The organism is Burkholderia arboris (assembly GCF_038723655.1).
GTDB lineage: Bacteria > Pseudomonadota > Gammaproteobacteria > Burkholderiales > Burkholderiaceae > Burkholderia > Burkholderia arboris.
Map to the genome: position 1 here is coordinate 1,208,031 of NZ_CP109823.1, position 21,216 is coordinate 1,229,246.

Annotated in this window: 21 protein-coding genes; 11 read left to right on the plus strand and 10 right to left on the minus strand. The window is 64.2% G+C overall.

Translation table 11 applies throughout. The features are described 5' to 3' along the window. Window positions 1–33: 33 nt before the first annotated feature. The 3 genes from OHZ10_RS37955 to OHZ10_RS37965 are packed head-to-tail and all read right to left on the minus strand — an operon-like array spanning window position 34 to window position 2,883. Window positions 34–1,470, minus strand: a complete 1,437-nt coding sequence (locus OHZ10_RS37955; RefSeq protein ID WP_342706233.1) for an NAD(P)/FAD-dependent oxidoreductase — start codon at window positions 1,468–1,470, stop codon at window positions 34–36. Next, a complete protein-coding gene (locus tag OHZ10_RS37960) occupies window positions 1,467–1,766 on the minus strand; it encodes a (2Fe-2S)-binding protein (protein ID WP_059241263.1) in 300 nt (99 codons plus the stop codon). Before OHZ10_RS37960 ends, OHZ10_RS37955 begins: the two co-directional genes overlap by 4 nt. Next, window positions 1,759–2,883, minus strand: coding sequence for an NAD(P)/FAD-dependent oxidoreductase (locus OHZ10_RS37965; RefSeq protein WP_256087716.1), 1,125 nt, complete (start codon window positions 2,881–2,883; stop codon window positions 1,759–1,761). Before OHZ10_RS37965 ends, OHZ10_RS37960 begins: the two co-directional genes overlap by 8 nt. Before the next feature lie 149 nt (window positions 2,884–3,032). Between OHZ10_RS37965 and OHZ10_RS37970 the strand changes: the two genes are divergently transcribed. Next, on the plus strand, window positions 3,033–3,947 hold the full coding sequence (locus OHZ10_RS37970) for a LysR substrate-binding domain-containing protein (protein ID WP_059241265.1): 915 nt from the start codon (window positions 3,033–3,035) through the stop codon (window positions 3,945–3,947). Window positions 3,948–4,016: 69 nt separating this feature from the next. Here the strand turns inward: OHZ10_RS37970 and shc are convergent, their stop codons facing one another. Further along, on the minus strand, window positions 4,017–6,056 hold the full coding sequence (gene shc, locus OHZ10_RS37975) for a squalene--hopene cyclase (RefSeq protein ID WP_059241266.1): 2,040 nt from the start codon (window positions 6,054–6,056) through the stop codon (window positions 4,017–4,019). Window positions 6,057–6,108: 52 nt separating this feature from the next. Here shc and OHZ10_RS37980 point away from each other — a divergent pair, with 52 nt between their 5' ends. From OHZ10_RS37980 to OHZ10_RS37990, 3 genes are all read left to right on the plus strand, one after another. Beyond that, a complete protein-coding gene (locus OHZ10_RS37980) occupies window positions 6,109–6,792 on the plus strand; it encodes a TetR/AcrR family transcriptional regulator (RefSeq protein ID WP_059241267.1) in 684 nt (227 codons plus the stop codon). Between the two features lie 122 nt (window positions 6,793–6,914). Beyond that, on the plus strand, window positions 6,915–7,943 hold the full coding sequence (locus tag OHZ10_RS37985; protein WP_342706234.1) for a hypothetical protein: 1,029 nt from the start codon (window positions 6,915–6,917) through the stop codon (window positions 7,941–7,943). Window positions 7,944–8,193: 250 nt separating this feature from the next. Then, window positions 8,194–8,733, plus strand: a complete 540-nt coding sequence (locus OHZ10_RS37990; RefSeq protein ID WP_340625864.1) for an ATP-binding protein — start codon at window positions 8,194–8,196, stop codon at window positions 8,731–8,733. Window positions 8,734–9,000: 267 nt separating this feature from the next. Here OHZ10_RS37990 and OHZ10_RS37995 read toward each other — a convergent pair whose 3' ends face one another. Next, entirely contained in the window at window positions 9,001–10,791 is a 1,791-nt protein-coding gene (locus OHZ10_RS37995; RefSeq protein WP_342706235.1) for an AAA family ATPase, read from the minus strand. A gap of 403 nt (window positions 10,792–11,194) precedes the next feature. Between OHZ10_RS37995 and OHZ10_RS38000 the strand changes: the two genes are divergently transcribed. Further along, window positions 11,195–12,013: an alpha/beta hydrolase gene (locus OHZ10_RS38000; RefSeq protein ID WP_342706236.1), complete on the plus strand. Its 819-nt coding sequence runs from the start codon at window positions 11,195–11,197 to the stop codon at window positions 12,011–12,013. A gap of 227 nt (window positions 12,014–12,240) precedes the next feature. Here the strand turns inward: OHZ10_RS38000 and OHZ10_RS38005 are convergent, their stop codons facing one another. From OHZ10_RS38005 to OHZ10_RS38020, 4 genes are all read right to left on the minus strand, one after another. Then, window positions 12,241–12,642 carry a hypothetical protein gene (locus OHZ10_RS38005; RefSeq protein WP_342706237.1) on the minus strand — a complete coding sequence of 134 codons (402 nt, stop codon included), beginning with the start codon at window positions 12,640–12,642 and terminating at the stop codon, window positions 12,241–12,243. A gap of 468 nt (window positions 12,643–13,110) precedes the next feature. Continuing rightward, window positions 13,111–13,476: a hypothetical protein gene (locus OHZ10_RS38010; protein ID WP_059241273.1), complete on the minus strand. Its 366-nt coding sequence runs from the start codon at window positions 13,474–13,476 to the stop codon at window positions 13,111–13,113. Next, window positions 13,473–14,420, minus strand: coding sequence for an alpha/beta hydrolase (locus OHZ10_RS38015; protein WP_425394809.1), 948 nt, complete (start codon window positions 14,418–14,420; stop codon window positions 13,473–13,475). The genes OHZ10_RS38010 and OHZ10_RS38015 overlap by 4 nt, the downstream gene beginning before the upstream one ends. A gap of 117 nt (window positions 14,421–14,537) precedes the next feature. Then, on the minus strand, window positions 14,538–15,431 hold the full coding sequence (locus tag OHZ10_RS38020) for a LysR substrate-binding domain-containing protein (protein ID WP_059242410.1): 894 nt from the start codon (window positions 15,429–15,431) through the stop codon (window positions 14,538–14,540). A 168-nt stretch (window positions 15,432–15,599) separates the two neighbouring features. Here OHZ10_RS38020 and OHZ10_RS38025 point away from each other — a divergent pair, with 168 nt between their 5' ends. The 5 genes from OHZ10_RS38025 (at window position 15,600) to OHZ10_RS38045 (ending at window position 19,554) form a co-directional block, all read left to right on the plus strand. Beyond that, on the plus strand, window positions 15,600–16,148 hold the full coding sequence (locus OHZ10_RS38025; RefSeq protein ID WP_174992286.1) for a sugar ABC transporter: 549 nt from the start codon (window positions 15,600–15,602) through the stop codon (window positions 16,146–16,148). Continuing rightward, window positions 16,123–16,449, plus strand: a complete 327-nt coding sequence (locus OHZ10_RS38030; protein ID WP_059241275.1) for a hypothetical protein — start codon at window positions 16,123–16,125, stop codon at window positions 16,447–16,449. The genes OHZ10_RS38025 and OHZ10_RS38030 overlap by 26 nt, the downstream gene beginning before the upstream one ends. A gap of 18 nt (window positions 16,450–16,467) precedes the next feature. Then, window positions 16,468–17,313, plus strand: a complete 846-nt coding sequence (locus tag OHZ10_RS38035; RefSeq protein ID WP_342706239.1) for an MBL fold metallo-hydrolase — start codon at window positions 16,468–16,470, stop codon at window positions 17,311–17,313. Continuing rightward, the gene (locus OHZ10_RS38040; RefSeq protein ID WP_226196065.1) at window positions 17,310–17,798 is read left to right on the plus strand and encodes a VOC family protein; all 489 of its coding nucleotides are present in this window, start codon (window positions 17,310–17,312) and stop codon (window positions 17,796–17,798) included. Before OHZ10_RS38035 ends, OHZ10_RS38040 begins: the two co-directional genes overlap by 4 nt. A gap of 190 nt (window positions 17,799–17,988) precedes the next feature. After that, on the plus strand, window positions 17,989–19,554 hold the full coding sequence (locus OHZ10_RS38045; protein ID WP_256087721.1) for a methyl-accepting chemotaxis protein: 1,566 nt from the start codon (window positions 17,989–17,991) through the stop codon (window positions 19,552–19,554). 49 nt (window positions 19,555–19,603) lie between these two features. On the opposite strand, the gene OHZ10_RS38050 is transcribed toward OHZ10_RS38045, so the two are convergent. Further along, entirely contained in the window at window positions 19,604–20,011 is a 408-nt protein-coding gene (locus OHZ10_RS38050; RefSeq protein ID WP_342706240.1) for a DUF3224 domain-containing protein, read from the minus strand. A gap of 145 nt (window positions 20,012–20,156) precedes the next feature. Here OHZ10_RS38050 and OHZ10_RS38055 point away from each other — a divergent pair, with 145 nt between their 5' ends. Next, window positions 20,157–20,801, plus strand: a complete 645-nt coding sequence (locus OHZ10_RS38055; RefSeq protein ID WP_059241280.1) for an HD domain-containing protein — start codon at window positions 20,157–20,159, stop codon at window positions 20,799–20,801. Window positions 20,802–21,216 lie beyond the last annotated feature (415 nt).

Genomic DNA, 21,216 nt, shown 5'->3' on the forward strand with positions numbered 1-21,216 from the left:
CGTTCGTGTGTGGGGGAAGCGTGCGTGTGCGCGTCAACTCGGGAATTCGCCGCGCTGGAAATCGTTCGACAGTTCGAGGGCGTCGGCCATCTCGCCGACGGTGACGGGCTTGATCGGTGCGCGGATCCGGTAATGACCGACGTCGCCGACGCTGCGCTGCTGCACGTCGGCGATCAGCTCGCCGACCGTCGTGCCGCACCAGCGCCCCTGGCACGGACCCATCCCGCAGCGCATGAATGCCTTCATCTGGTTCGGCCCCTGGCAGCCGAGTGCGGCGAGCTGGCGGATCTCGCCAGCCGTGACTTCTTCGCAGCGGCACACGATCGTGTCGTCGTCGGGGCGGCGCAGCGCGGCCGGTGGCGTGTACAGCGCGTCGAGCAGCGGACGCACCGCGAGGTGACGGCGCAAGGCGCGCAGCACCGGGCGTTCGCGTATGGCCTGCCGGTCTGCGTCGAGCGCGCCGAGTTGCGCGGCGATGTCGAGCGCCGACACTTCGCCGGCGAGCGCTGCTGCCTGGGCGCCGCCGATTCCCGCACCGTCGCCTGCGATCCAGACACGCGACACGCTGCTGCGGCCGCGCGCGTCGCATTGCGGGCGCCAGCACGCCGACGGTGCGTCCCAGTCGTGCGCGCAGCCGAGCGCGCGCGCGAGCTGCGTCGACGGAATCACGCCCTGATGGAGCAGCACGAGCGACGTGTCGAGCGTCTGCACGACACCTTCGTCGTCGCGAAAGCGGATACGTTCGGCGCGCGTGTCGCCGTCGATGCGGATGTCGGTCGCGCCGCGATACACGGGAATGCCGGCATTGCGCACCGCGCGCAGCATGCGCCAGCCCTTGAGCAGATAGTCGGCGCCGCGCAGCGCCGGCAGCGCATGCGGGAGCGCACGGCGCCACGCATCGCGCGGTGTCGTGTCGACGAGTGCGCGCACGCGCCGGCCCGCATTCAGCAATTGCGCAGCGAACAGCCACAGCAGCGGGCCGCTGCCCGCGAGCACGGTATCGGCCGACGGCGCGAGGCCCGACGATTTCAGCAGCGTCTGCGCGGCGCCGACGCCCATCACGCCGGGCAGCGTCCAGCCGGGTACCGGCCACGGCCGCTCCTGCGCGCCGGTCGCAATCAGCACCGCGCGCGCGCCGACTTCGAGCGTGCCGCCGGACGGGCCGCTTTGCGTGAGCATCGCGACGGGTTCCGGCTCGAACGCGACCTGCCACACGACGCTGCGCGGCAGGTAGTGCGCGCCGCTCGCGAGCAAACCGTCGACGAGCGGCCGGCCGGCCGTGTAGTCGGCGCCGAGCCATTGCGCGAGCGCGGCCGGTGCATCGGTCACGTTGCGGTAGATCTGGCCGCCGGGCGCACGGCTTTCATCCGCGACGACGACCGACAGCCCGGCCGCGCGCGCGGCGGCGGCTGCCGCCATCCCGGCCGGCCCTGCGCCGACGATCAGCAGATCGCACTGGCGGCGTGTCATGCGAGCCTCGCCTTGCCGTGCATCCGGCGCACCTGCATGCCGTCCGAGACGGGCGTCATGCAGCCCTGCACGTTGGGCAAGCCGTCGACTTCGACGAGGCAGTCGAAGCACACGCCCATCATGCAGAACGGGCCGCGCGGCGCACCGCTCACGGCGCTCGCACGGCACGCGGCCGACCCGGCGGCGAGCATCGCGGCCGCGACGCTGTAGTGCGCGGGCACGTCGTGCGGCGTGCCGTCGATATGGATGCGCACGCGTTCGACTATCGCGGCGGCGGGAATGAGGGAGTCAAACATGCCGGGCTTCCGTGGGCGCGACGAAGCGCGCGGTGGTAAAGGCGGACAGGTCGGCGGGCGCAGCACCGCCCGCGATCCACGGCGCGACGAGATCGGCATGGGTCGCCGCGAGCGTCACGCCGCTGTGGCAGATCGCGATGAACGCGCCGGGATGCGTGGCCGACGCTTCGTAGACGGGCAGGCCGTCGGGCGTCATGATGCGCAGCGCGCCCCACGCGCGCACGATCCGTGCGTGCGCGAGCGCCGGGAACGCGGTGCGGGCGCGGCGTGCGATGTCGACCATCGCGGGGCGCGTCTGGCCGTCGTCGAGGCCGACGTCTTCGGCCGAATCGCCGAGCAGCACCGAGCCCTCCGGCGTTTGCCTGACGACCAGCGTCGGATAGTCGAGAAACCGCGCGAGGCGCTCGGTGACCATGATCTGGCCGCGCAACGGCGAGATCGGCGCGCGCAGGTCGACCATCGGCGCGAGCCGTGCGTTGTCGAGGCCAGCCGCGAGCACGACACGCCCGGCTTCGAGCCGCGTGTCGCGCGTGTCGATCTCGAAGCGCCCGGCGCACGGGCGGATCTCGGTGACTTCGCTGCGCGGCAGATAGACGCCGCCGCACTGCTGGAACGCCTGCAGCATCGCGCGCAGCGTGTAGAGCGGATTCGCGTGGCCGTCGTTCGGCGACCACAACGCGCCGGCCAGCGACGGCGATGCCGACGGGATGCGCTCGCGCAGCGCCGCCGGATCGAGCACTTCATACGACAGCGCCGCGTCCTGCCGGTGCAGCGATTCGAGCAGGTCCGCTGCGCTGTCGAGTTCCGCGCGATGCTCGAACAGTTCGATGCCGCCCGGACGTTCGAATGCGCAGTCCACCCCCGTTTCGCGCTGCAACTGTGCGGCGAATGCAGGCCAGCGCTCGGACGATTCGCGCGACCAGCGCGCATACGGCAGGCAGCGGCCGCCTTTGCCCTGCACCCACACGAGCCCGAAATTGCCGCGCGCCGCGCGAAACGCGATGTCGTCGCCGTCGCAGACCGCGACGCTTTTGCCGAGCCGCGCGATGCCCCACGCGATGGCCATGCCGACGAGACCGCCGCCGGCCACGACGACGTCGAAGCGGCGCACGGTCATGCGCGACTCCGTCGTCGCGGGTGAAGCGATTGCGTGTTATATCCCATGGCGGCGCGGTTCCTTGCTTCAGTTACGTTGCGGAACCGATGTTCGGACAGGCAAAATGTGCTGTCCAATACAGCTTGATCAACGACCCATAATCCAGTGTTATGACCACGCCCTCGCTCAGGATTCGTCAGATCGAAGCGTTTCGCGCGGTGATGCAGCGCCACACCGTCACACGCGCCGCGCGCGATCTCCATATCTCGCAGCCGGCCGTGAGCCGGCTGATCGCCGATCTCGAGGACCGGATCGGCTTCGTGCTGTTCGAGCGGCAACAGGGGCGCTTCACGCCGACCGCGCAGGCGCGCGTGTTGTACGAGGAGGTCGAACGTGCGTTCGTCGGGCTCGATCGCGTAGCGCAGGCGGCCGAGCAGATCCGCGCGATGCGGCGCGGCACGCTGCGCGTGGCCGGCTCGCCGGCCGTCGCGCTCGATCTGCTGCCGGAACTCGTCACGCGTTTCTCGCACGCGCATCCGGGCGTCGACATCACGCTGCTCGCGCACAGTGCGTCCACTGTCGTCGACAAGGTCGCGTCAGGGCAGTGCGACGTCGGGCTGATCGCCGAACCTGTCCCGCATCCGGCCGTGCGCGGCGAGCGGCTCGCGGAAGCGGCGATGTGCTGCATCGTGCCGCGCGGGCATCGGCTCGCGCGCAAGCGCGTCGTGCAGCCGGCCGACCTGCGCGACGAATCGTTCATTTCGTTTCCGCCGAGCTTCGAGGCGCGCAGCGCGATCGACCGCGTGTTCGTCGAGGCCGGCGTGTCGCGGGTGCTGTCGATCGAGGCGCAGCTGTCGCAGACGATCGTCGCGTTCGTCGCGAACGGTGCGGGCGTCGCGCTGATCGATCCGGTGACGGCTGCATATGCGGGCCAGCGCGTGGCCGTCAAGCCGTTCGAGCCGGCCGTGCCCGATCACTTCTATCTGGTGACGTCCGCGTCGCAGCCGCTGTCGATGATCGGCGACGCGTTCTGCGCGGATCTGCGCGATGCGTTCGCGAGGATGCGGGGGAAGGGGGCCGGCTGATCCGGCGGGGAGGGGGATCCGTCACGACCGCGCCGGGCGCCCTTCCCGGGCACCGCGGCGCGGGGTCGTTCAAGCGACTGCCGTGTCGGTGGCTTCCACTGCTGCGGGCGCCGTAGCAGCCGCGCCCGCCAGCCGCCGGTAACGCGCGAGCGCCCACAGCGGGAAGTACGCGGTATAGCCGTGATACTTCAGGTAGAAGATGCGCGGGAAACCCGGCGCATTGTGCGAGCGGTGCCACCAGAAGCCGTCTTCCTGCTGCACCGACTGCAGATACGCGATGCCGCGCTTCACCGAATCGGATTCGCAATCGCCGAACGCCATCTGCGCGAGCAGTGCCCACGCGGTGAAGTTCGACGTGCTTTCGCCGCCGTTCGTGCCGCCCAGCTTCGGGTCGATATAGCTGTCGTTCGTTTCGCCCCAGCCGCCGTCCGCGTGCTGCCGCGCGCGCAGCCATTCGATCGCGCGCGCAATGTACGGCTGCGACTTGTCCTCGCCGGCGAGCGCGAGGCCGGCCAGCACGCTCCACGTGCCGTAGATGTAGTTCGTCCCCCAGCGGCCCCACCAGCTGCCGTCGGGCTGCTGCGTGCGCTTCACGTACTCGATGCAGCGCGCGAGCGATGCGCGGTCTTCCGCGCGTTTCGTCACGCCGAAGCACAGCAGCACGCGGCCCGATACGTCTTCAGTCGGCGGATCGAGCAGCGCGCCGTGATCGGCGAACGGGATCGCGTTCAAGTACAGGCGGTCGCAATCGGCATCGAATGCCGCGAAGCCGCCGTTGCGCGATTGCAGCCCGCGCATCCAGTCGAGCGCGCGCGCGACACGCCGCGCATGCGGGTTCGTACCGTCCGTGTTGCGATGCGTGCGGCCGCGGCGATCGAGCATCGCGGTGACGACCGCCGTGTCGTCGATGTCGGGGTAGTACGGGTTCGCATACTGGAACGCCCAGCCGCCCGGCTCGACGTCGGCCGGTGCGTTCTCGATCCAGTCGCCGCGCAGGTCGTTGACCTGGCGCACGGCCAGCCAGTCGTACGCGCGTGCGATGCGTTCATCGAGTTCGCGCAGCGCGCCCGACGCTGTGTCGTCGCCTTCCGGCGCCGCGACGCCGCGTGCCTGTTCGAGCGCCATCGTGCTCCACGCCGTGTCCCACACCGGCGACAGGCACGGCTGGCAATACATGCTGCCGTCCGGCCGCGTGACCAGCAGCTTCTCCAGCGCGTTTTCGCAATCGCGCCGCAGCGGATGGTCGTCCGGGTAGCCGAGCACCTGCATCATCTGGTAGCTGTAGACGATCGGCGGGAAGATGCCGCCGAGCCCGTCCTCGCCGTTCATGCGTTCCGCGCACCACGCTTCCGCATGCCGGATCGCGCGCTGTCGCAGGCCTTTCGGCATCAACGGCTCGATATGGCGCACCGTGCGGTCGAGCGCGAGGAATACCTTGCGCATGCCGCTCGCGGGGGGGAAGTACTGGCGTTCCTCGTCCGGCGGCGTGACGAACAGCTCGCGGATCGAGATGTTGCGCGGATTGCGCGCACGCGCCTTCAGTGAGCACAGCACCAGCAGCGGCACCATCGTCGTGCGTGCCCAGTACGCGACCTTGTACATCGAGATCGGCACCCACTTCGGGAACAGCACGAATTCGATCGGCATGAACGGCGCCGCGCGCCACGGCACCTGGCCGAACGTCGCGAGCAGGATGCGCGTGAACACGTTCGCGCGCGCCGCGCCGCCGAGCTTCAGGATGGCATCGCGCGCGCGAACCATGTGCGGCGCGTGTTCGCTGTCGCCGGCCGCCTTCAGCGCGAAGTACGCCTTCACGCTGCACGACACGTCCGGCGCACCGTCGACGTACAGATCCCAGGCGCCATGCGTGCCGAGCCGCTGGGTCGCGCGCAGGTAACGCGCCATCTTCTCCTGGCGCACGTCGTCGATCTTGTCCATGAAATGCATCATCAGGATGTATTCCGCGGTGATCGTCGCGTCGGATTCGAGTTCGAAACACCAACTGCCGTCGGGCTGCTGAAGACGCACGAGCGCGTCGCGTCCACGGGCGATTGCGGTGTCGAGCGCGGACCAGGGAGAGGGGGCGGGTTTAGTCATGCGGCGGATCATACCATCCAGCCGGAATGTTTATACCGAGACGCCGGGTGCTACCATCCGCACCATGAAAAAACGCCTCGAACCCGCGCCGCACGACGTGTCCGCGCCTGTCGAACCGGCTGGAACGGCCGGTGCACGGGCGTCCGAAGGATCACCGGCGCCGGCCGCCGCCGTCGCCGGTGTGCGTCGGAAAAAAGCGCCGGATCAGGTGCGGGCGCAGTTGCTGGCGGCTGCGTCGGAAATCGCGACACATCACGGCGTGGCCGCGCTGACGCTCGATGCGGTGGCCGAGCGCGCCGGCGTGACGAAAGGCGCGCTGCAGTATCACTTCGCGAACAAGCAGGGGTTGCTGGATGCGCTGTTCGGGCAGGCGACCGAGCGCTTCGGCGCGCAGATGGCCGCGCGAATGTCGGCGGATTCAGGCGGCGACGGCGCGGCGGCGCGTGCTTATCTGCATGCGGTGCTCGATGCGGCCAATCCGGCCGCGAGTACCGACGTGCTGCGCGTGCTGGTCGCATCGATGATTACCGAGCAGGACACGCGCGAGCGATGGTCGGTGCCGATGCGCGAATGGACGCGGCCCGATCCCGTGCCACTCGCGCAGGCCGCGACGCTGATGATCTGCCGGCTCGCCGCCGACGGGCTGTGGATTTCGGAATTGCTCGACAGCATCGAGGTATCGGCCGAATTGCGCGCGGAGATCGTTCGGCAGCTCGACTCGATGAGCAAGGGTGTGTTTCCGAAGTAACGCACGGCAGGGGTTTTGTATCATCGGAAGCCGGAATTCAAGTAAGGCAGGCGTCGGACCGTGCGCGGATGCGGGCCGCGACCGCCTGACGACAAGACCGTGAACCCATTGCCGGAGAGAGCATGGTGCAGGTATTCGATGGCCGGATGACCAATCCGGAAACCATTTCGCCGACGGAGATCGCGCATGCCTGCGAGCAGCACGGGCGGGTGGTTGTCCAGTTCAGCAAGCCCGACGCCTACGGCCCGGACATCCTGCAATCGCTGAACGAGGCTTGCCGGCTGGCCGGGGATCGGCTCCAGGTCCGTTTCTACGGTCACTACCAGACGTCGTTCGATGCGGCCGTGCTGCGCCAATTGCCTGAAACACGCGACCTGTCGGTCGATTGCCTGACCGAGATCGTCCATGAAGAGGAAATCGGCAGGCTGCCGGGGTTGAAACGGCTGGGCTTCGGTGTGTTCAATCTGAACCGGCCGGATTTCCTCGACACGATCGAACTGGGCCGGCTCGAGCGGCTGATGCTGTCGGAAAACGAAAAGCGAAACATCGACCTGTCGCCGCTGGCGAAATGCGGATCGTTGACCGAATTCTTCGTCCAGGGCCATGCCAAGGGCATCGACGCGATTGCGAGCCTGCCCGGGTTGCGCAAGCTGACGCTCAGTTGCTATGCGAAAAAGTATCCTCTCGGCTTCATCCAGGCGAGCCCGGGCCTGAAGGAAATGACGTTGCTCCTGGGCGGTCGCGACAATCTCGACGATCTGTCGAGCCCCACCATCGAACTGCTGCAGATCCTTCGTGTGCGCGGGCTGTCCACGATGGGTGACCTGTCGCGCTTGCCGTCGCTTTCCGCGCTGCGCATCGAGGATCAGCTGCAGCTGTCGGCGCTGGATCTGTCCGGCGCAAGGCTGGAACGGCTGTCGCTGTTCAATTGCAAGAGGCTGGCCACACTGGTCGGACTGGATGAGCAGGACAGGCTGCGGGAGTTTCGCGCGCTGGAGGTGGCGCTCGACCTCAATGCGTTGCGCGATCGCGATTGGTCGCCGGTTGCGCGTTCTGTCAGGCTGTTTTCGGGTAGCAGGAAGTGGAACGAAGATGCCACGGTTCGGCTGGCTGCGCGCGGGTTGGGGGAGGAGGGTAGCCTTTGGCCGTGATCGGTGCGGGGCGATGGTTGTGTGAGTGCCGGCTTTGCGTGCGCAGCGCGTTGAAGCCTGCTGTGTCGAACTAGCTTGCGCCGGATTGGGCAGTTGATTATTCTGAGGCACATGAACCGACCGTCTACCCATTCGATTATTTGCGCCGCACTTTTGCCGGCGGGGTAGCCATCGACTGAACGTTTGTCATCACAACCCGCCCGGAAGGCGGGTTTTTGCTTTCTGGGCCATCCACGGGGAGCGCCTGGATATGCAGACCGAGAGTTCACTTCACGCCGTGCCATCGAGCGACGCGGCGTTGCTCCACATGGTATGCGGCAAGATCGCGTCGGGGAAGTCGACGCTCACCGCGAGGCTCGCGAGCGAACAGCGGACCGTACTGCTCAGTGAGGACGTGTGGCTCGCCCGGCTCTATCCGGGGGAGATTCTGTCGGTCGAGGATTATGTTCGATGTGCTAAGCGCGTCAAGGATGTGATCGGGGATCACGTCTGCGCCTTACTGCGGGCGGGGGTTTCGGTGGTGCTCGATTTTCCGTTCAATACCGTGGCGGCGCGTGCTTGGGGGCTTGGGGTTTCGAAGGCCGCCGGCCGTGATCATCGGCTTCATTTCCTCGATGTTGGCGATGCGGTTTGCAAAGCACGGCTGCACACGCGCAATGCGCGAGGGGAGCATCCGTTTCAGGCGTCGGAGGCGGAGTTCGAGTTGATTACCCGGTACTTCGTTGCGCCGCGTGGGGCGGAGGGGTTGAATGTCGTGGTTCATGACGAAGCGGGGATCGTCGATGCGTAGGGCTCGAGCGGACCTTCCGGGGGAGCGTCGAGTATGCTGTCGCTCGTTGCTTCGGCCGGTTTCGGACCGCCTGTCGTCTGTTGCTGGCGCAAGTGAGTGATTGCTGCCGACCCGAAAGAGACATTCGAATACCGAGCGCGACTGACGGCTTTTCCACACATCCGACCGACATCCGCCTCAGTCGAATGTGCCTTTCGCGCGTACGCGCGCTCGGGCAGTTCACGAAAGCTCCGGTGTTGCAGTAGGCGGCTCACAAGAAGCGATTGATCATTTCGCGAGTTCCGTGAGCGCGGCAAAAAATGTGACAAGGTCGTGCGCGATTTCGTCTACTTCCAAATTCTTGGCGACGTCTTCTCGTACGAGATTGTAGGTCGACTTGATGCAGTCGCCCTTTGTAAATATCTCCTTGCCGTGAGCGTCCCGGACCGCAATCAACACGTCCGTAGCGCTCGTATCGGCCGGCAATGCCAATCCGTGCTTATCGGCGAAGAACGCTCGAATGTCATCCACTGGCTTATCAGCGGCACGTGCAATCGCCGATCCACACAGCAAATAATTCTCGATGTGCCGCCTACGCCACTTCATTGCCGTGAATCCGTCGTTTTTGGGTGGGTTCGATTTGTCGATCAGGTCCGCACCTACGGTATCGTCCGGCTCGTCGTCACGATCCCTGATGCTGACGGCCTGGAGGCCTGGGATCTCCTTTTGTAACTGTAAAAAGAGTCGTCGACGTTCCGATGCGTGACCATTCCAATACCACGGCACGACATTCTTGGGCCAGGCGATCTGCGCCCTGTCCGCCAAGATTCTAAGAAATCGCGCGTCGCTCTCGGCCTCCAAGATCAACATTCGCTTACTCTCCATAAGCGCATGCAATGTCGGCGTGTGAATCGTACCGATGCCACCAAGCACTTTTACCTTGCCCCCAGGCTCGTCAAGGTATTGAGCTTTTCTGTTCGCGACCGCCAAGACCTTGTCGTAGTCGTAGAAACGGATGAGTTCTGGAGAGTGGGTCGCCATGAGAACTTGCTTACCAGTCGCCTCTGTTGTTTTGCGCAATGCCACGACGAGCTCCTTTTGTAACGTGGCATTAAGATGCGCGTCGGGTTCATCAAGGAGAATTACGTCAACGTCCGGCGATAGGGACAGCGCGTAGACGCTGAGCCATTGCAAGAATCCGCTACCCTCGACCATAAGGTCCCGAGAGTTGTATTTGGGAAATTTTTTGAATGCCCCTTCTTTGAACTCTCCTTTCACGCACTCAACCCGCAGGTAGCTATGGTACCGCTCATTGAAAGGAACCACTTTAATTTCTGTCGCGAACGTCGACTGGATTGTTTTCAGAAGAATTTCCCAAGCGTCGCTTTCCCGTAGGGATTTGAGATCCGAGTTGCTGATCTTTGTCTTCCCTTCCCGCATTTTCGCCCGTTTCCGCTTGTTCTCCTCGTGAAGTTCGAAGAGCACATTTCGGATCACCCCACCTGATAGTCCTTGCCCAATTAGTCGCTCACGCATCGCTGGCGTGAGCCTTGCTTCCCGGTCCGTAATTCCCGCAAAAGGTGGCAAGTACCCAATCCTCGGGACGTTGCCATCAATCGGACCACCGTCTTTGGTCATGACCTCGCCTTCCGAAAGGTTCGTAGAAGTGGTCTTCACAAACAACCGGTCATTTGCCAACGACAGTCCTATCTCGAGGTGACGTTCTTCTCCCGAATCAAGATCCCAATAGACCCCAATCTTTAACGTGTAGCCATCAGTCTCCGTGTCCTTGTTCGATTTTAGATTTGTCCAAAGATGGCTCAGCGACGGGATCTGCAAAGGTGTAAAGTCCACGATCCCCATCCCGACACCTGCTTTTGTTTTTGTTTGTAGCCAGCCGGCTCGCCCCTTCTCAATTTCGAGCAGCGTTTTACAGAACTGCCAAGTCGCAAGTGCTTGCAGGAGGGAAGACTTACCACTATTGTTACCCCCCACCACGAGGGAAAGCCCCGACTGCAACCGGATGGTTGTATCCTTGAACTGCTTGAATCGGTGGAGAGTTATTTTTTTGACGTACATGGCCTATCGGGGATTGTGCTGTTGCGATTCAGCTTAAGCCTATTCAATGCCCACTCCACGTGCCGCTTTGACTGCTTCGCGGATGTAGCTACCCCGGGACAACCATAAAAGGGCTGCCGCGGGTAATCTCGAAACTCGGGCATGCGCAGACGACTTCGAAGACTACCATAGAGCCACCCTCACGGCCCGTAAGCGGTCGCGCGATTCGCGCTCCGACTGCCCCTTCTTGGCCGGCTGCCGCCCGATGTAGCCGGCCGTGGTTGACCGGCGGCCGACGTCTGCGAGCGGCGACCTCTGATCCCGTTCAGTTTCCCGGTTTCCCGTAAAGCGACCATTCGGCAGCGCGGGCTTCAAGTCCGCGCAGCGTGTACCATGCACGTTCTCACACATACGGCGGTTCGCGATGAAAAGCATCCTGGTCGCTTCAGGTCGTGCCAAGCTCGCAACGGAAGTGTTCGGAAGCGGGGAACCGATTGTATTTTTGCACGCCCGGGTCGCCGATCGCAGGATGTGGAGCCAGCAGATGCACGCAATCGGCGAAAGCAACCAAGCTATCGCCTATGACCGACGCGGATTTGGCGAAACGGTTGCCGCGGCAGAGGACCACTCTGCCGTTGAAGATTTGATCGCCGTTCTCCAATTGGTGGCAGGTGGATCTCCTGCGATAGTCGTTGCCTGCTCTCAGGGTGGAGGCATCGCTCTCGACGCAGCTCTTCGGTATCCGTCGTATGTTCGCGGACTCGTTCTTGTCGCGCCGAGTGTGACAGGTGCGCCAAAAATGACTCATGCAGCGCGGGTTGAAGATCTGATCACCCGTTTGGCGGCGGCAGAAGCGAGGAGAGATATTGATGAGGCCGTCACAATTCGAACCAGGCTCTGGCTTGATGGTCCGTTTCAACCTGAGGGGCGTGTGACGGGTGAAGCTCGCAAACTGTTTGACGAGATGAACGTTGCCGCTCTCGGTTTGCCGCCGACGGGCACGAACACTGATGCACCGATCGCTTACGCACGGTTGAGGGAGCTATTTGTACCGACGCTGGTAATGTGTGGGGATCTGGACCTCCCCGGAATTCAGGAGCGAAGTCGTTACGTCGCGGCAAACGTATCCCGCGGGACGTTCCATCAGGTATCAGGAACCGCACATTTGCCGTCCCTCGAACGGCCTCAGGAGCTTACGGGCGTGATCGCGGGGTTCATCAATCAATGTAAAGCTCTGCAGTAGCGGGGGACGCGAAGCGGTCGTGAGGATTTTCCGGTGGCGCATGAAGTGATCGTCGACGATCCAAACGGTGTCATCGAGTGTCCCCTCCTGGCCGCGCCCTGACGCAGGGGCATGCAAACTGTCGCGAGCTCTTGTTGTCCATGCACTGCCTCCCGGTCATGCAGCATGGCCACATTGGGGAGCCTCTTTCCGTTTGAGCCGGCGGATTCGGAAAGTCCGCGGGCAAGCTATCCGAAAACCCGAGCCCATACGGCCCGAAGGCGTCGCGCGCGATCTTCGAGGAGATAGGAGGCCACCAGCGTCAGGAGACCTGAAATTGCACCGGTCACGATGTGCTCGACGTAGGGGAGACGATAGTGACTCGCGTGCGAGTAGGCGTCGCCCAACGTTGTCAGGGCGCCCACGACCAGCGCATTGCCGTATCGATGCGCGTAGAGTTTCGCCGCAGGCGTGAAAGTCAAAAGCACAGCCAGGAGTCCAGTAAGCAGACCTGTATGAAGTGCAATAGTCCAGTGGGCAAGGCTCATGATATTGCCCCAGCTTCCCGGCATGCAGGTCATGCACGCACTGGTCGGCTGCCAGAAACGCTGGATGAACAGTCTGACGCGGTGTTTCCACTCGGTTGACATGATGCATTCCCATCGATGCCGTCGTCACGGCCGACGCCGCCACACCTATCGTCGAAGCAGTTCGCCAACCCTTTGACGAGCTTGCCGCCCCGGTCAAAGGGTTGGCTGTGCGCCGTACAGTCCGAGCAATAGCCTGGATATGGGGGAATACTACTCCACGATCAGACGGCCGCTGTTTCGGACGAGACCTGAATTCAATGCTTGCGCTTGTCGATGCAGTTTCGTCCGTGACGGGCATCGAACGATACGCTTCGGCGCGAAGGCGACGTCCGGCATCGACGGGTTGAATCCGCAACCCAACGCTGCCGTCCATACCCTAGGCGAACTTGATCAACCCGAGTGTCGACTGACCGCTCATCGACGCTTGCCGCCGGATCCAGGCAGCTCAGTCGACCCGAAGCACGCGTCGCAGACTACCGAGAGCCGTCACGCCCCGTTGTGATTCAATCTTCTTCGAATCCTTCGGCGTCACGCGAACTTCCCGAAGTCGACTTCCTCCTTCACGAACTTCCCCGTCAACAGAAGCGCCCGCTCGATGTCCGCGACGATGGGCGAGTTGTTGACGGAAGCCGTGACGAATAATCCCCAGATATCGTCGTCGATTTCATAGTCGCCGCGAGCATACGTCCAATAGCTGAAATAGCGGTCCTGAGACCACGCGACCCGCGGGTTATCGAGGCCGTCAGGATGAGGGACCTGAACGGAATGCAGCGCGCTTTTCAGGATCGCAGCGACGTTGGGAAAACCGGCGGCACGATGGTCTTCGAGTATCTCGACCAGCAGCTCGCTCCCGTGATACACCGGCCGAACCTGGAATCGAATCAGGTCGGTCATCGCTCGTTTTCCCGTTCCGAAGGCGCGTGGCAAGCATCCCGACCCGCAGCCGATTCCCGAACGAACACCGAAATAGCCTCCACCACACCGTCTGCCAGAGGAAGGCTCGGGTCCGAATACGCGGCAAGGTTTTCGTCCCGAGCCTCCGTATGCACGGTCTTGAGCACATGATTGGCATGAGCGATAACCGCCAGCCGCGCGCGTGGATTTGCGTCCTTTAAAAGTTGCGCATCCTGCAGCCCGACCTGAATATCCCGCGCGCCCTGAACGATCAGCACCGGCTTCGTACAACCCGCCAGGAGCGCCACCGGATCGACGGCCAATTCGCTCATCAGAAACCGCTGAACCTGCGGCCTGAACAACGGCATCAGCGCCGGGTCGATCCGGGCCGCATCCACCGTCTTTCCGGCTTCGAGCGATTCGAGTATCGACATGGCGTTGCCGAGAACAGGGGCATTCGCGGGGTTCGACTGCAGTTGCTGCGTCAATACTTGCCCGAGCGGCCGTCCTGCCGAAGACACCAGGATCAAACCGCAGATGTCGACGGCTTGCCGTGCCGCCGACAACGCGACCCAGCCACCCTCGCTATGCCCCAGCACCCAGACGCAGGACGCACCGGTCTGCGTCCGGATGGCCGTCACCCACGAGCGGACGTCCGCCGCATAGTCGTCGATCGTGACGTCATTCGCATCCGCTATCGCCGACGCGCTACCGTACATGCCGCGCTTGTCGATTCGAACCGACGCGATACCGTTGGCGAGCAATCCTTCGGCAAGCATCCGGTAGGTCGATGCCTGAATGCCGTATGGATTGTTGCCGTTCCGGTCGGTCGGGCCCGATCCCGGCACGATCAGCACCACGGGCACATCGCCCGCGGCCGGAGATAACAGCGTGCCGCTCAGGGGGGCGCCCGGCCCCGGGGCTTCGATGTCTGTCTGCATCATGTGTAAAGGACTTCCCGAATGAAGGGCTGCCGCGGTGGCGACATGGGCGAGAATCGCCATCGCCATCGCCATGCTTCCGGACGCCCGGTTGTCCTGCAACGACCACCCGGCGAGGCATCAAGGCGCCGACCCGCGCGCCTCGCCAAGCACCCATTCCGCAAACGCCTGTGCAGGCCCCGCGCTCAATTCGATCGGCTCGGGGAGCACGAGGCAGAAGTTCTTGGTCACCGCTTTGCCGTCGGGCCAGGGCGCGACCAGACGACCTTGTTCCAGCTCCGTCCCGATGTAAAGGCGCGGCACCAGCGCCACCCCCAGGCCGGCCAGCGCCGCCTCGATCAGCATCGAATGGAGATCGTAACGCGGGCCGACGGCCGAATTGGTGAGCACGATGCCGGTCTCCTGCGCATAGCTCTGCCACGCGTCCGGATTCTGCCGCCGGTGAAGGCGCGGCAATTCATCCAGCGACGGGTTCGCGCCAACGCCCTCGAGGAGCGCCGGGCTGCAGACGGGCACCAGCACTTCCTCCAGCAGGCGGTGGAGATGCATGCCGGTCCATGCCGGATGCTCGAAATGAATGGCCGCGTCGAAACCGCTGCCGGCCAGGAGGAAGGGTTCCATCCGCTCGGCGATATGCACGGTGATGTTCGGATGCCGATCCTGAAAGCGTTTCAGCCGGGGGATCAGCCAGCGGGTGGCGAAGGTCGGAATCGCGGCGATGTCGATACTCGCGCCTTCGACGGGCTGGCCCATGAGATACAGGCTGTCCCGTTCCAGCCGATCCAGAATCTCGCGCACCTGCACCGCGTATCGGGTGCCGTTGGGGGCAAGCCGCACCCGGTTCCCGACGCGCTCGAACAGCGTCACACCCAGAAACGCCTCCAGCCGGCCGATCTGGCGGCTGACGGCGCCTTCGGTGCGTGCCAGCTCGTCGGCGGCACGGGCGAAGCTGCCGTGCCGGGCAGCCGCCTCGAAGGCCAGGAGCGCGGAATTGCTCGGGATCTTGCGTCGCATCGGGGGTCTCGTCGGTTGGAGCGCGTTCGACATCAGCTTGAGCAAATATCACTGAAGGCTGACTTTAAGTCGATATATACGCGGGAAGCAGCAGATTAGCATTACGTCACTGCACTGAACATCCAGGTTCACGGAGCAGGATGCTCATCCGTCACGAAGGACAATCCGATGATCTACACCGTGGAATGCAGCTTCGCCGACCCCGGCAGCGAAGCCGAATGGAACGACTTCTACAGCCTTGAAAAGCTGCCGGCCCTCATCTCGGTGACGGGCTTTCATACGTCGCAACGTTTCAAATCGATCGGCGACGGCTGCCCCGTTTATCTGGCCGTCCACACGGTCGACGGTCCCGACGTGCTGGCCGGGGATGAATATCGCCAGAAAGGCGGCGGCAATTTCGCACGGTGGCAGCAGCACATCACCGACTGGCACCGCAATCTCTACAGCGATATCGGTCTTGCGCCGGCGGTCGCGGCCGACGAACTTCTCGTGCTGAGTGCAAGCGGGCCCGATCCGCTGATCGGGATGGGCCTGAACCCGCTGGCCATGCAGGCCGTTGCGCTGGAGCAGGTTCCGGCGCACCGTTGGCTCGCCGTGCTGCCGCGGCGTGACGCCTGGCTCGTCGAGAACGCGCCGGCAGACCTTTACCTTTATGCACCGATGACGGAGCAACTGACAAAGGAGGGGCGCGATGCCCAACGTGACTTTCCATATTGATGCGGAACGCATGCCGTCCGACGAGCACCTCGCGGGGCTGTCCGGCGACTGCATCGAACTCTGTACGGATGTTCTTCAGGCAGACCTCGGGAACGTCCACATCATTTATGTGAGCGTCCGGCACGGACACGGGCATCCCGTTTTCGCGGAAGTCCAGTATCGTGCGGAGTCGTTTCGCCCGCCTGCGGTCATGAACGCGTTCATGGAAGCGCTGGATCACGCCATCGCCCGCCGCACGGGCCTGACGGCGCGCATCCGTTGCTTCGGCCATGCCGCGCCGAACATTCACGCCCGGAACTAGCCGGCCAGGAGACGCACCGTGTCCACCGTTACCTTTCCCGGTCAGCAAGTCGGGGATTTCACGATCACCTCGATAAGCGACGGCTACCTCACGGCCAGCCTCGACTTCCTGTCGAATATCGACGCATCCGAGGCTTCCAGGATGCAGCGCGACGCAGGGCAGAACGAACCCTCTGCAGTGCATATCAACTGCTACGTGGTGCGCGGCAAGGGCCGCACCATGCTCATCGATGCCGGGGCCGGCGGCATCAAGCAATGGGGCGGCCGCCTGCGGGACAATTTACGGCTTGCCGGCATCGAACCTGCGGCGATCGACACCATCCTGCTGACACACGCCCATCCCGACCATGTCGGCGGGCTGGTGGATGCCGCCGGGCACGTGGCGTTTCCGAATGCGGAGCTGGTTGCGCATCGACGGGAGGTCGAATTCTGGCGGGACGACGGAAATCTGAGCCGTGCCAGCGAGCGGGCACGCGGCAACTTCCTGATCGCGCGTCAGGCATTCGACGGCTACCGCGACGTGCTCCGGACGTTCGATGAAGGGGACGTGCTGCCGGGGATCCGCGCGATGCCGTTACCGGGACACACCGACGGGCACACCGGGTATGTCATCGAATCCGGCGATCAGGGCCTGCTGGTGTGGGGCGATATCGTGCATTTTCCGCACGTCCAGATCAAACGGCCGGACGTATCGATTGCATTCGATCAGGATGCGTCCCGGGCAGCGGCCACGCGATCGCGGTTGCTGGACTGGATCAGCACGGATGGGCTGATGATTGCCGGCATGCATCTGGGAGAGGCCGGTTTCGCGCGAATCCGGCGGACGAAGGGTGAATACGGTCTGTTTTACGAAACCGGGGCGTGAGGCCGCACGCCCCTTTCCAGGCTGTCTTCCACGGAGGAGAATCCATTCGGAAATCTCGTCGGAGGTCGCACACCATGGCCCCATTCCAGCCCGATGGATGGCATACCGTCACGCCCCGCATCGTCGTGCCGGATCCGGAAAACCTGATCGCCTTCATCCGCACGGTGTTTCACGCACAGGGCGAATTCCGGGCCGGCTTGCCTGCCGAGATCCGGATCGGCGATTCCGTCGTGATGATCAGCGGCGGCGCCGGCCTGCGCGATCCGATGCCGGCGTTTTTATACGTGTATGTCGAGGATACCGATTCGACCTATCGGCGCGCGATTGCGGCGCAAGCGCTTTCACTGGAAGCGCCCGCCGACATGCCGTACGGCGACAGGCGGGCGATGGTCAAGGATGCGTGGGGAAACGTTTGGCAGATCGCCACGCACCAGCGCGACCTGTCGGCCGACGAGATTCGCGCCAGGCTCGGCGACGGCGGGTAGCCGCGCTGCTTCTCCCCCCATCTGTCGCAATCGTCAAGATTCGCGTCGCGTGCAGGTAAAACCTGCCCGTTCCCGCTGCCGTTAACCCGTTCGCAGCCCCCGCGCCGCGTGTTGCGACACGGCGCGCATCGTTCGTGATCCGGCATCCAAATCCGCCGCTGGCCGTGCGTGGCCAGCCCAAGGGAACGTCATGCGAAAACAACTCACAATCCGTGGTGGACTCGTTGCGACCATCGCCGGCTATACCGTGCTGCTCGTGCTGGTGGTCGGCGCATGCATCGCCGCCCTCTATCTGGGCAACGGTTCGCTCGAGGCGATGTACCGCGACGACACCGCGTCGCTGCTGCACCTGAAAACCAGCTCCGAGCGGATGCTCGTGCTGCGCGAACGCATGAGCGACGTCGCGCAGGTCATCAGTGCGGGCCAGTCCGCGAAGGACGAAGTCGCGCAGCTCCACACACTCCTCAAGCAGAGCAACGACGAACTGGACGCCTACGCGCGCCTGCATGCGCGCGACGCGGACGAACAGGCGCTGTTCGACACGCTGCAGAGCCGTCGTCGCGCGCTGCTTGACCGCGTGTTCCTGAAGGCGCTGTCGCAACTGGACGGCGACGATGGATTCAACTTCCTCGACACGCAACGCACTGCGCCGCCTGCGTTGTTCGCCGCCTACCAGGCGGCGATCGACGCGCTCGAATCGTTCCAGGTCACGCGTCAGAAGGCCCGCTACGATACGGCCGGCGTGCATTTCCACCGGATCGTATGGGGGATGGGGGCGGTCGCGGCGCTGGCGCTCGTCGTCGGCTTCGTCGCGCAGCGCGTGCTCGCGAAGGCGATCATCGAGCCGATCAATCTCGCGGTCGGCCAGTTCGAAAAAATCTCGAAAGGCGACCTGACCGGAACCGTCGTCATCCCGGGTGAAAACGAAATGGCCTATCTGCTGAATGCGTTGAGGCGGATGCAGGACGGCCTCGTCGATACCGTGAGCCAGGTGCGGGCGAGCACCGAGACGATCGTCGGCGACGTACGCACGATCGCGAGCGGCAACGTCGACCTGTCCGCGCGCACCGAGCAGCAGGCCGTGTCGCTGCAGCAGGCGGCCGCGAGCGTCGAGCAACTGACGGCGGCCGTGCGCCAGAATGCGGACAACGCGCGCGATGCGCGTACGTACGTCGAAGGCGCGGCCGGCATTGCGGCGCGCGGCGGCGACGCGATGCAGCGCGTGGTCGAGACGATGTCCGAGATTTCGACCAGCTCCGCCCGCATCTCCGGCATCGTCGGCGTGATCGAAAGCATTGCGTTCCAGACGAACATCCTCGCGTTGAACGCGGCAGTCGAAGCCGCACGCGCGGGCGAGCAGGGGCGCGGTTTCGCGGTCGTCGCGACGGAGGTTCGCGGCCTCGCGCAGCGCTGTGCCTCGGCGGCGAAGGAAATCCGCGACCTGATCGGCAATTCCGCGCGGCGCGTCGAAGACGGCAGCGGTCTCGTCGCGCTGGCCGGCTCGGCGATGGCCGAGCTCGTCGCCGCGGTCGAGCGTGTCAACGCGATCATGAGCGAAACCAGCCAGGCCTTCGAGGAGCAATCGTCGGGCATCGAGCAGGTGAACGCCGCAGTGATCCAGATGGAGCAGACGATGCAACGCAATGCCGCGCTGGTCGAGGAGGCGGCCGCCGCGGCGCTGTCGCTGGACGAACAGGGCGCGCGACTGAGCGCGGCGGTCGCGCAGTTCCGTCTGCGTGACGAGGCCGTCGTGTGACGCCGGGCCGTGTCACCGTCCCGGGTTGGGCGCCGCCGCCGTGAGCGGCTTACTGCGCCGCGTCAGGCAATTCATAGTCGAAGCTGTACGAATGCCGGCCGTTGTCGATGTGGATGATCATCGAACCGGAAAGCCCCAGCAATTCGCCCGTTCCGGAATCGGGCACGACGGTGATCGACTGCTGCGGCTGCCCGCGCGTCATGGTGGAGCTGTGCTGCAGGACGAAGCTGCCGTTGCGCCCGCCGAGCGTACCCTGGACGGTTTCCATCGCCACGTAGCCGGCAGAGCCCTGGACACTGCTTCGAAACGCGAGCATCTCGCCGTGGCTGACGGCTTCCAGGTCGCCGTGAAATTGCTTGTCGAGCGACATGCGGCCGAGCCCGCTGCTTTCCGCGACGGCGCTCAGGGATTCCGGATTCAGCTTCACTTCGAACGGACCGCTGGCCTGCAGTTTCATGAGCGCTCTCCTCGTTGAATGGGCACTCCGCACTATAAGCCAACGGGGTTCAACTGGCGGTAACGGTTTGTCCGGTGCGCCGGCAGCGAGGTGCCGGATTCGACCTGAGGGATAATCGCCTTCCCGTCTTTGACCTCCCGCACCCGTGACGCCCCCTGCATTCGCCCCCTTTCAGGAACTGGCCACCACCTTGCTGGCTCACTGGCACGACGCCCACGGCGACGGTGCCCACGACACGTCGCATCTGCAGCGCGTGTGGAAGAACGCCGCCGCGATCCAGGCCGCGGAAGGCGGCGATGCCGAAGTACTGTGTGCGGCGACGGTGCTGCACGACTGTGTGGCCGTCGAGAAAAATTCTCCGCTGCGCGCGCAGGCATCGCGGCTGTCGGCGGGCAAGGCGCGCGAAGTGCTGAAGGCGCTCGACTGGCCGGACGCGAAGATCGATGCCGTCGCGCATGCGGTCGAGGCGCACAGTTTTTCGGCCTGCATCGTGCCGAGGACGCTCGAAGCCAGGGTGTTGCAGGATGCCGACCGGCTCGATGCGATCGGCATGGTGGGTGTCGCACGCTGCTTTTATGTCGCGGGACGGATGGGCAGCGCGCTGTACGACCCGGCCGATCCGCACGCATCGGAACGGGCGCTCGACGACGCGCGATTCGCGATCGACCACTTCCGCACGAAGTTGCTGACGCTGGCGACCGGGTTCCAGACCGTCACCGGGACGCGCATGGCGATCATGCGTCGCGACCGGTTGCAGCGCTTTCTCGACGAGTTTTCCGACGAGATCTGAATGGGCGGGGGCGATGGGTGCTGCAGCTTTCATTGGGTGCGCTGGTCACGGACTGGCGGCTGTCCGGAGAAGCAAGCCGTTAAATTGCTTGCGCGGCCGCTTGACGGTGAGATTCGTTGCGGCCACGTATTGCGGTTCCCCGAGTCGCAACGGGAAAGCGCGCCGGACATCGGAGATTCCTTCCGGGCTCATCCAACAGACGATGGCACCTGGTAAGCCGCACATCATGTTATTTAACATTTAACATCGTAATATTTTTGAAAATTTCTGGTAATCTTCGCCGGCATAGTGCCAGGGCAGCGCTGGCGGCGAGGTTTGAAGCCGACCACTTCGTTTTGCGATCCTTGTCGACACGCTTGCACTTGCATTGATCGGGTTTTGAAGAAAAATGAAATCCTGATTAATCTGTAAAACT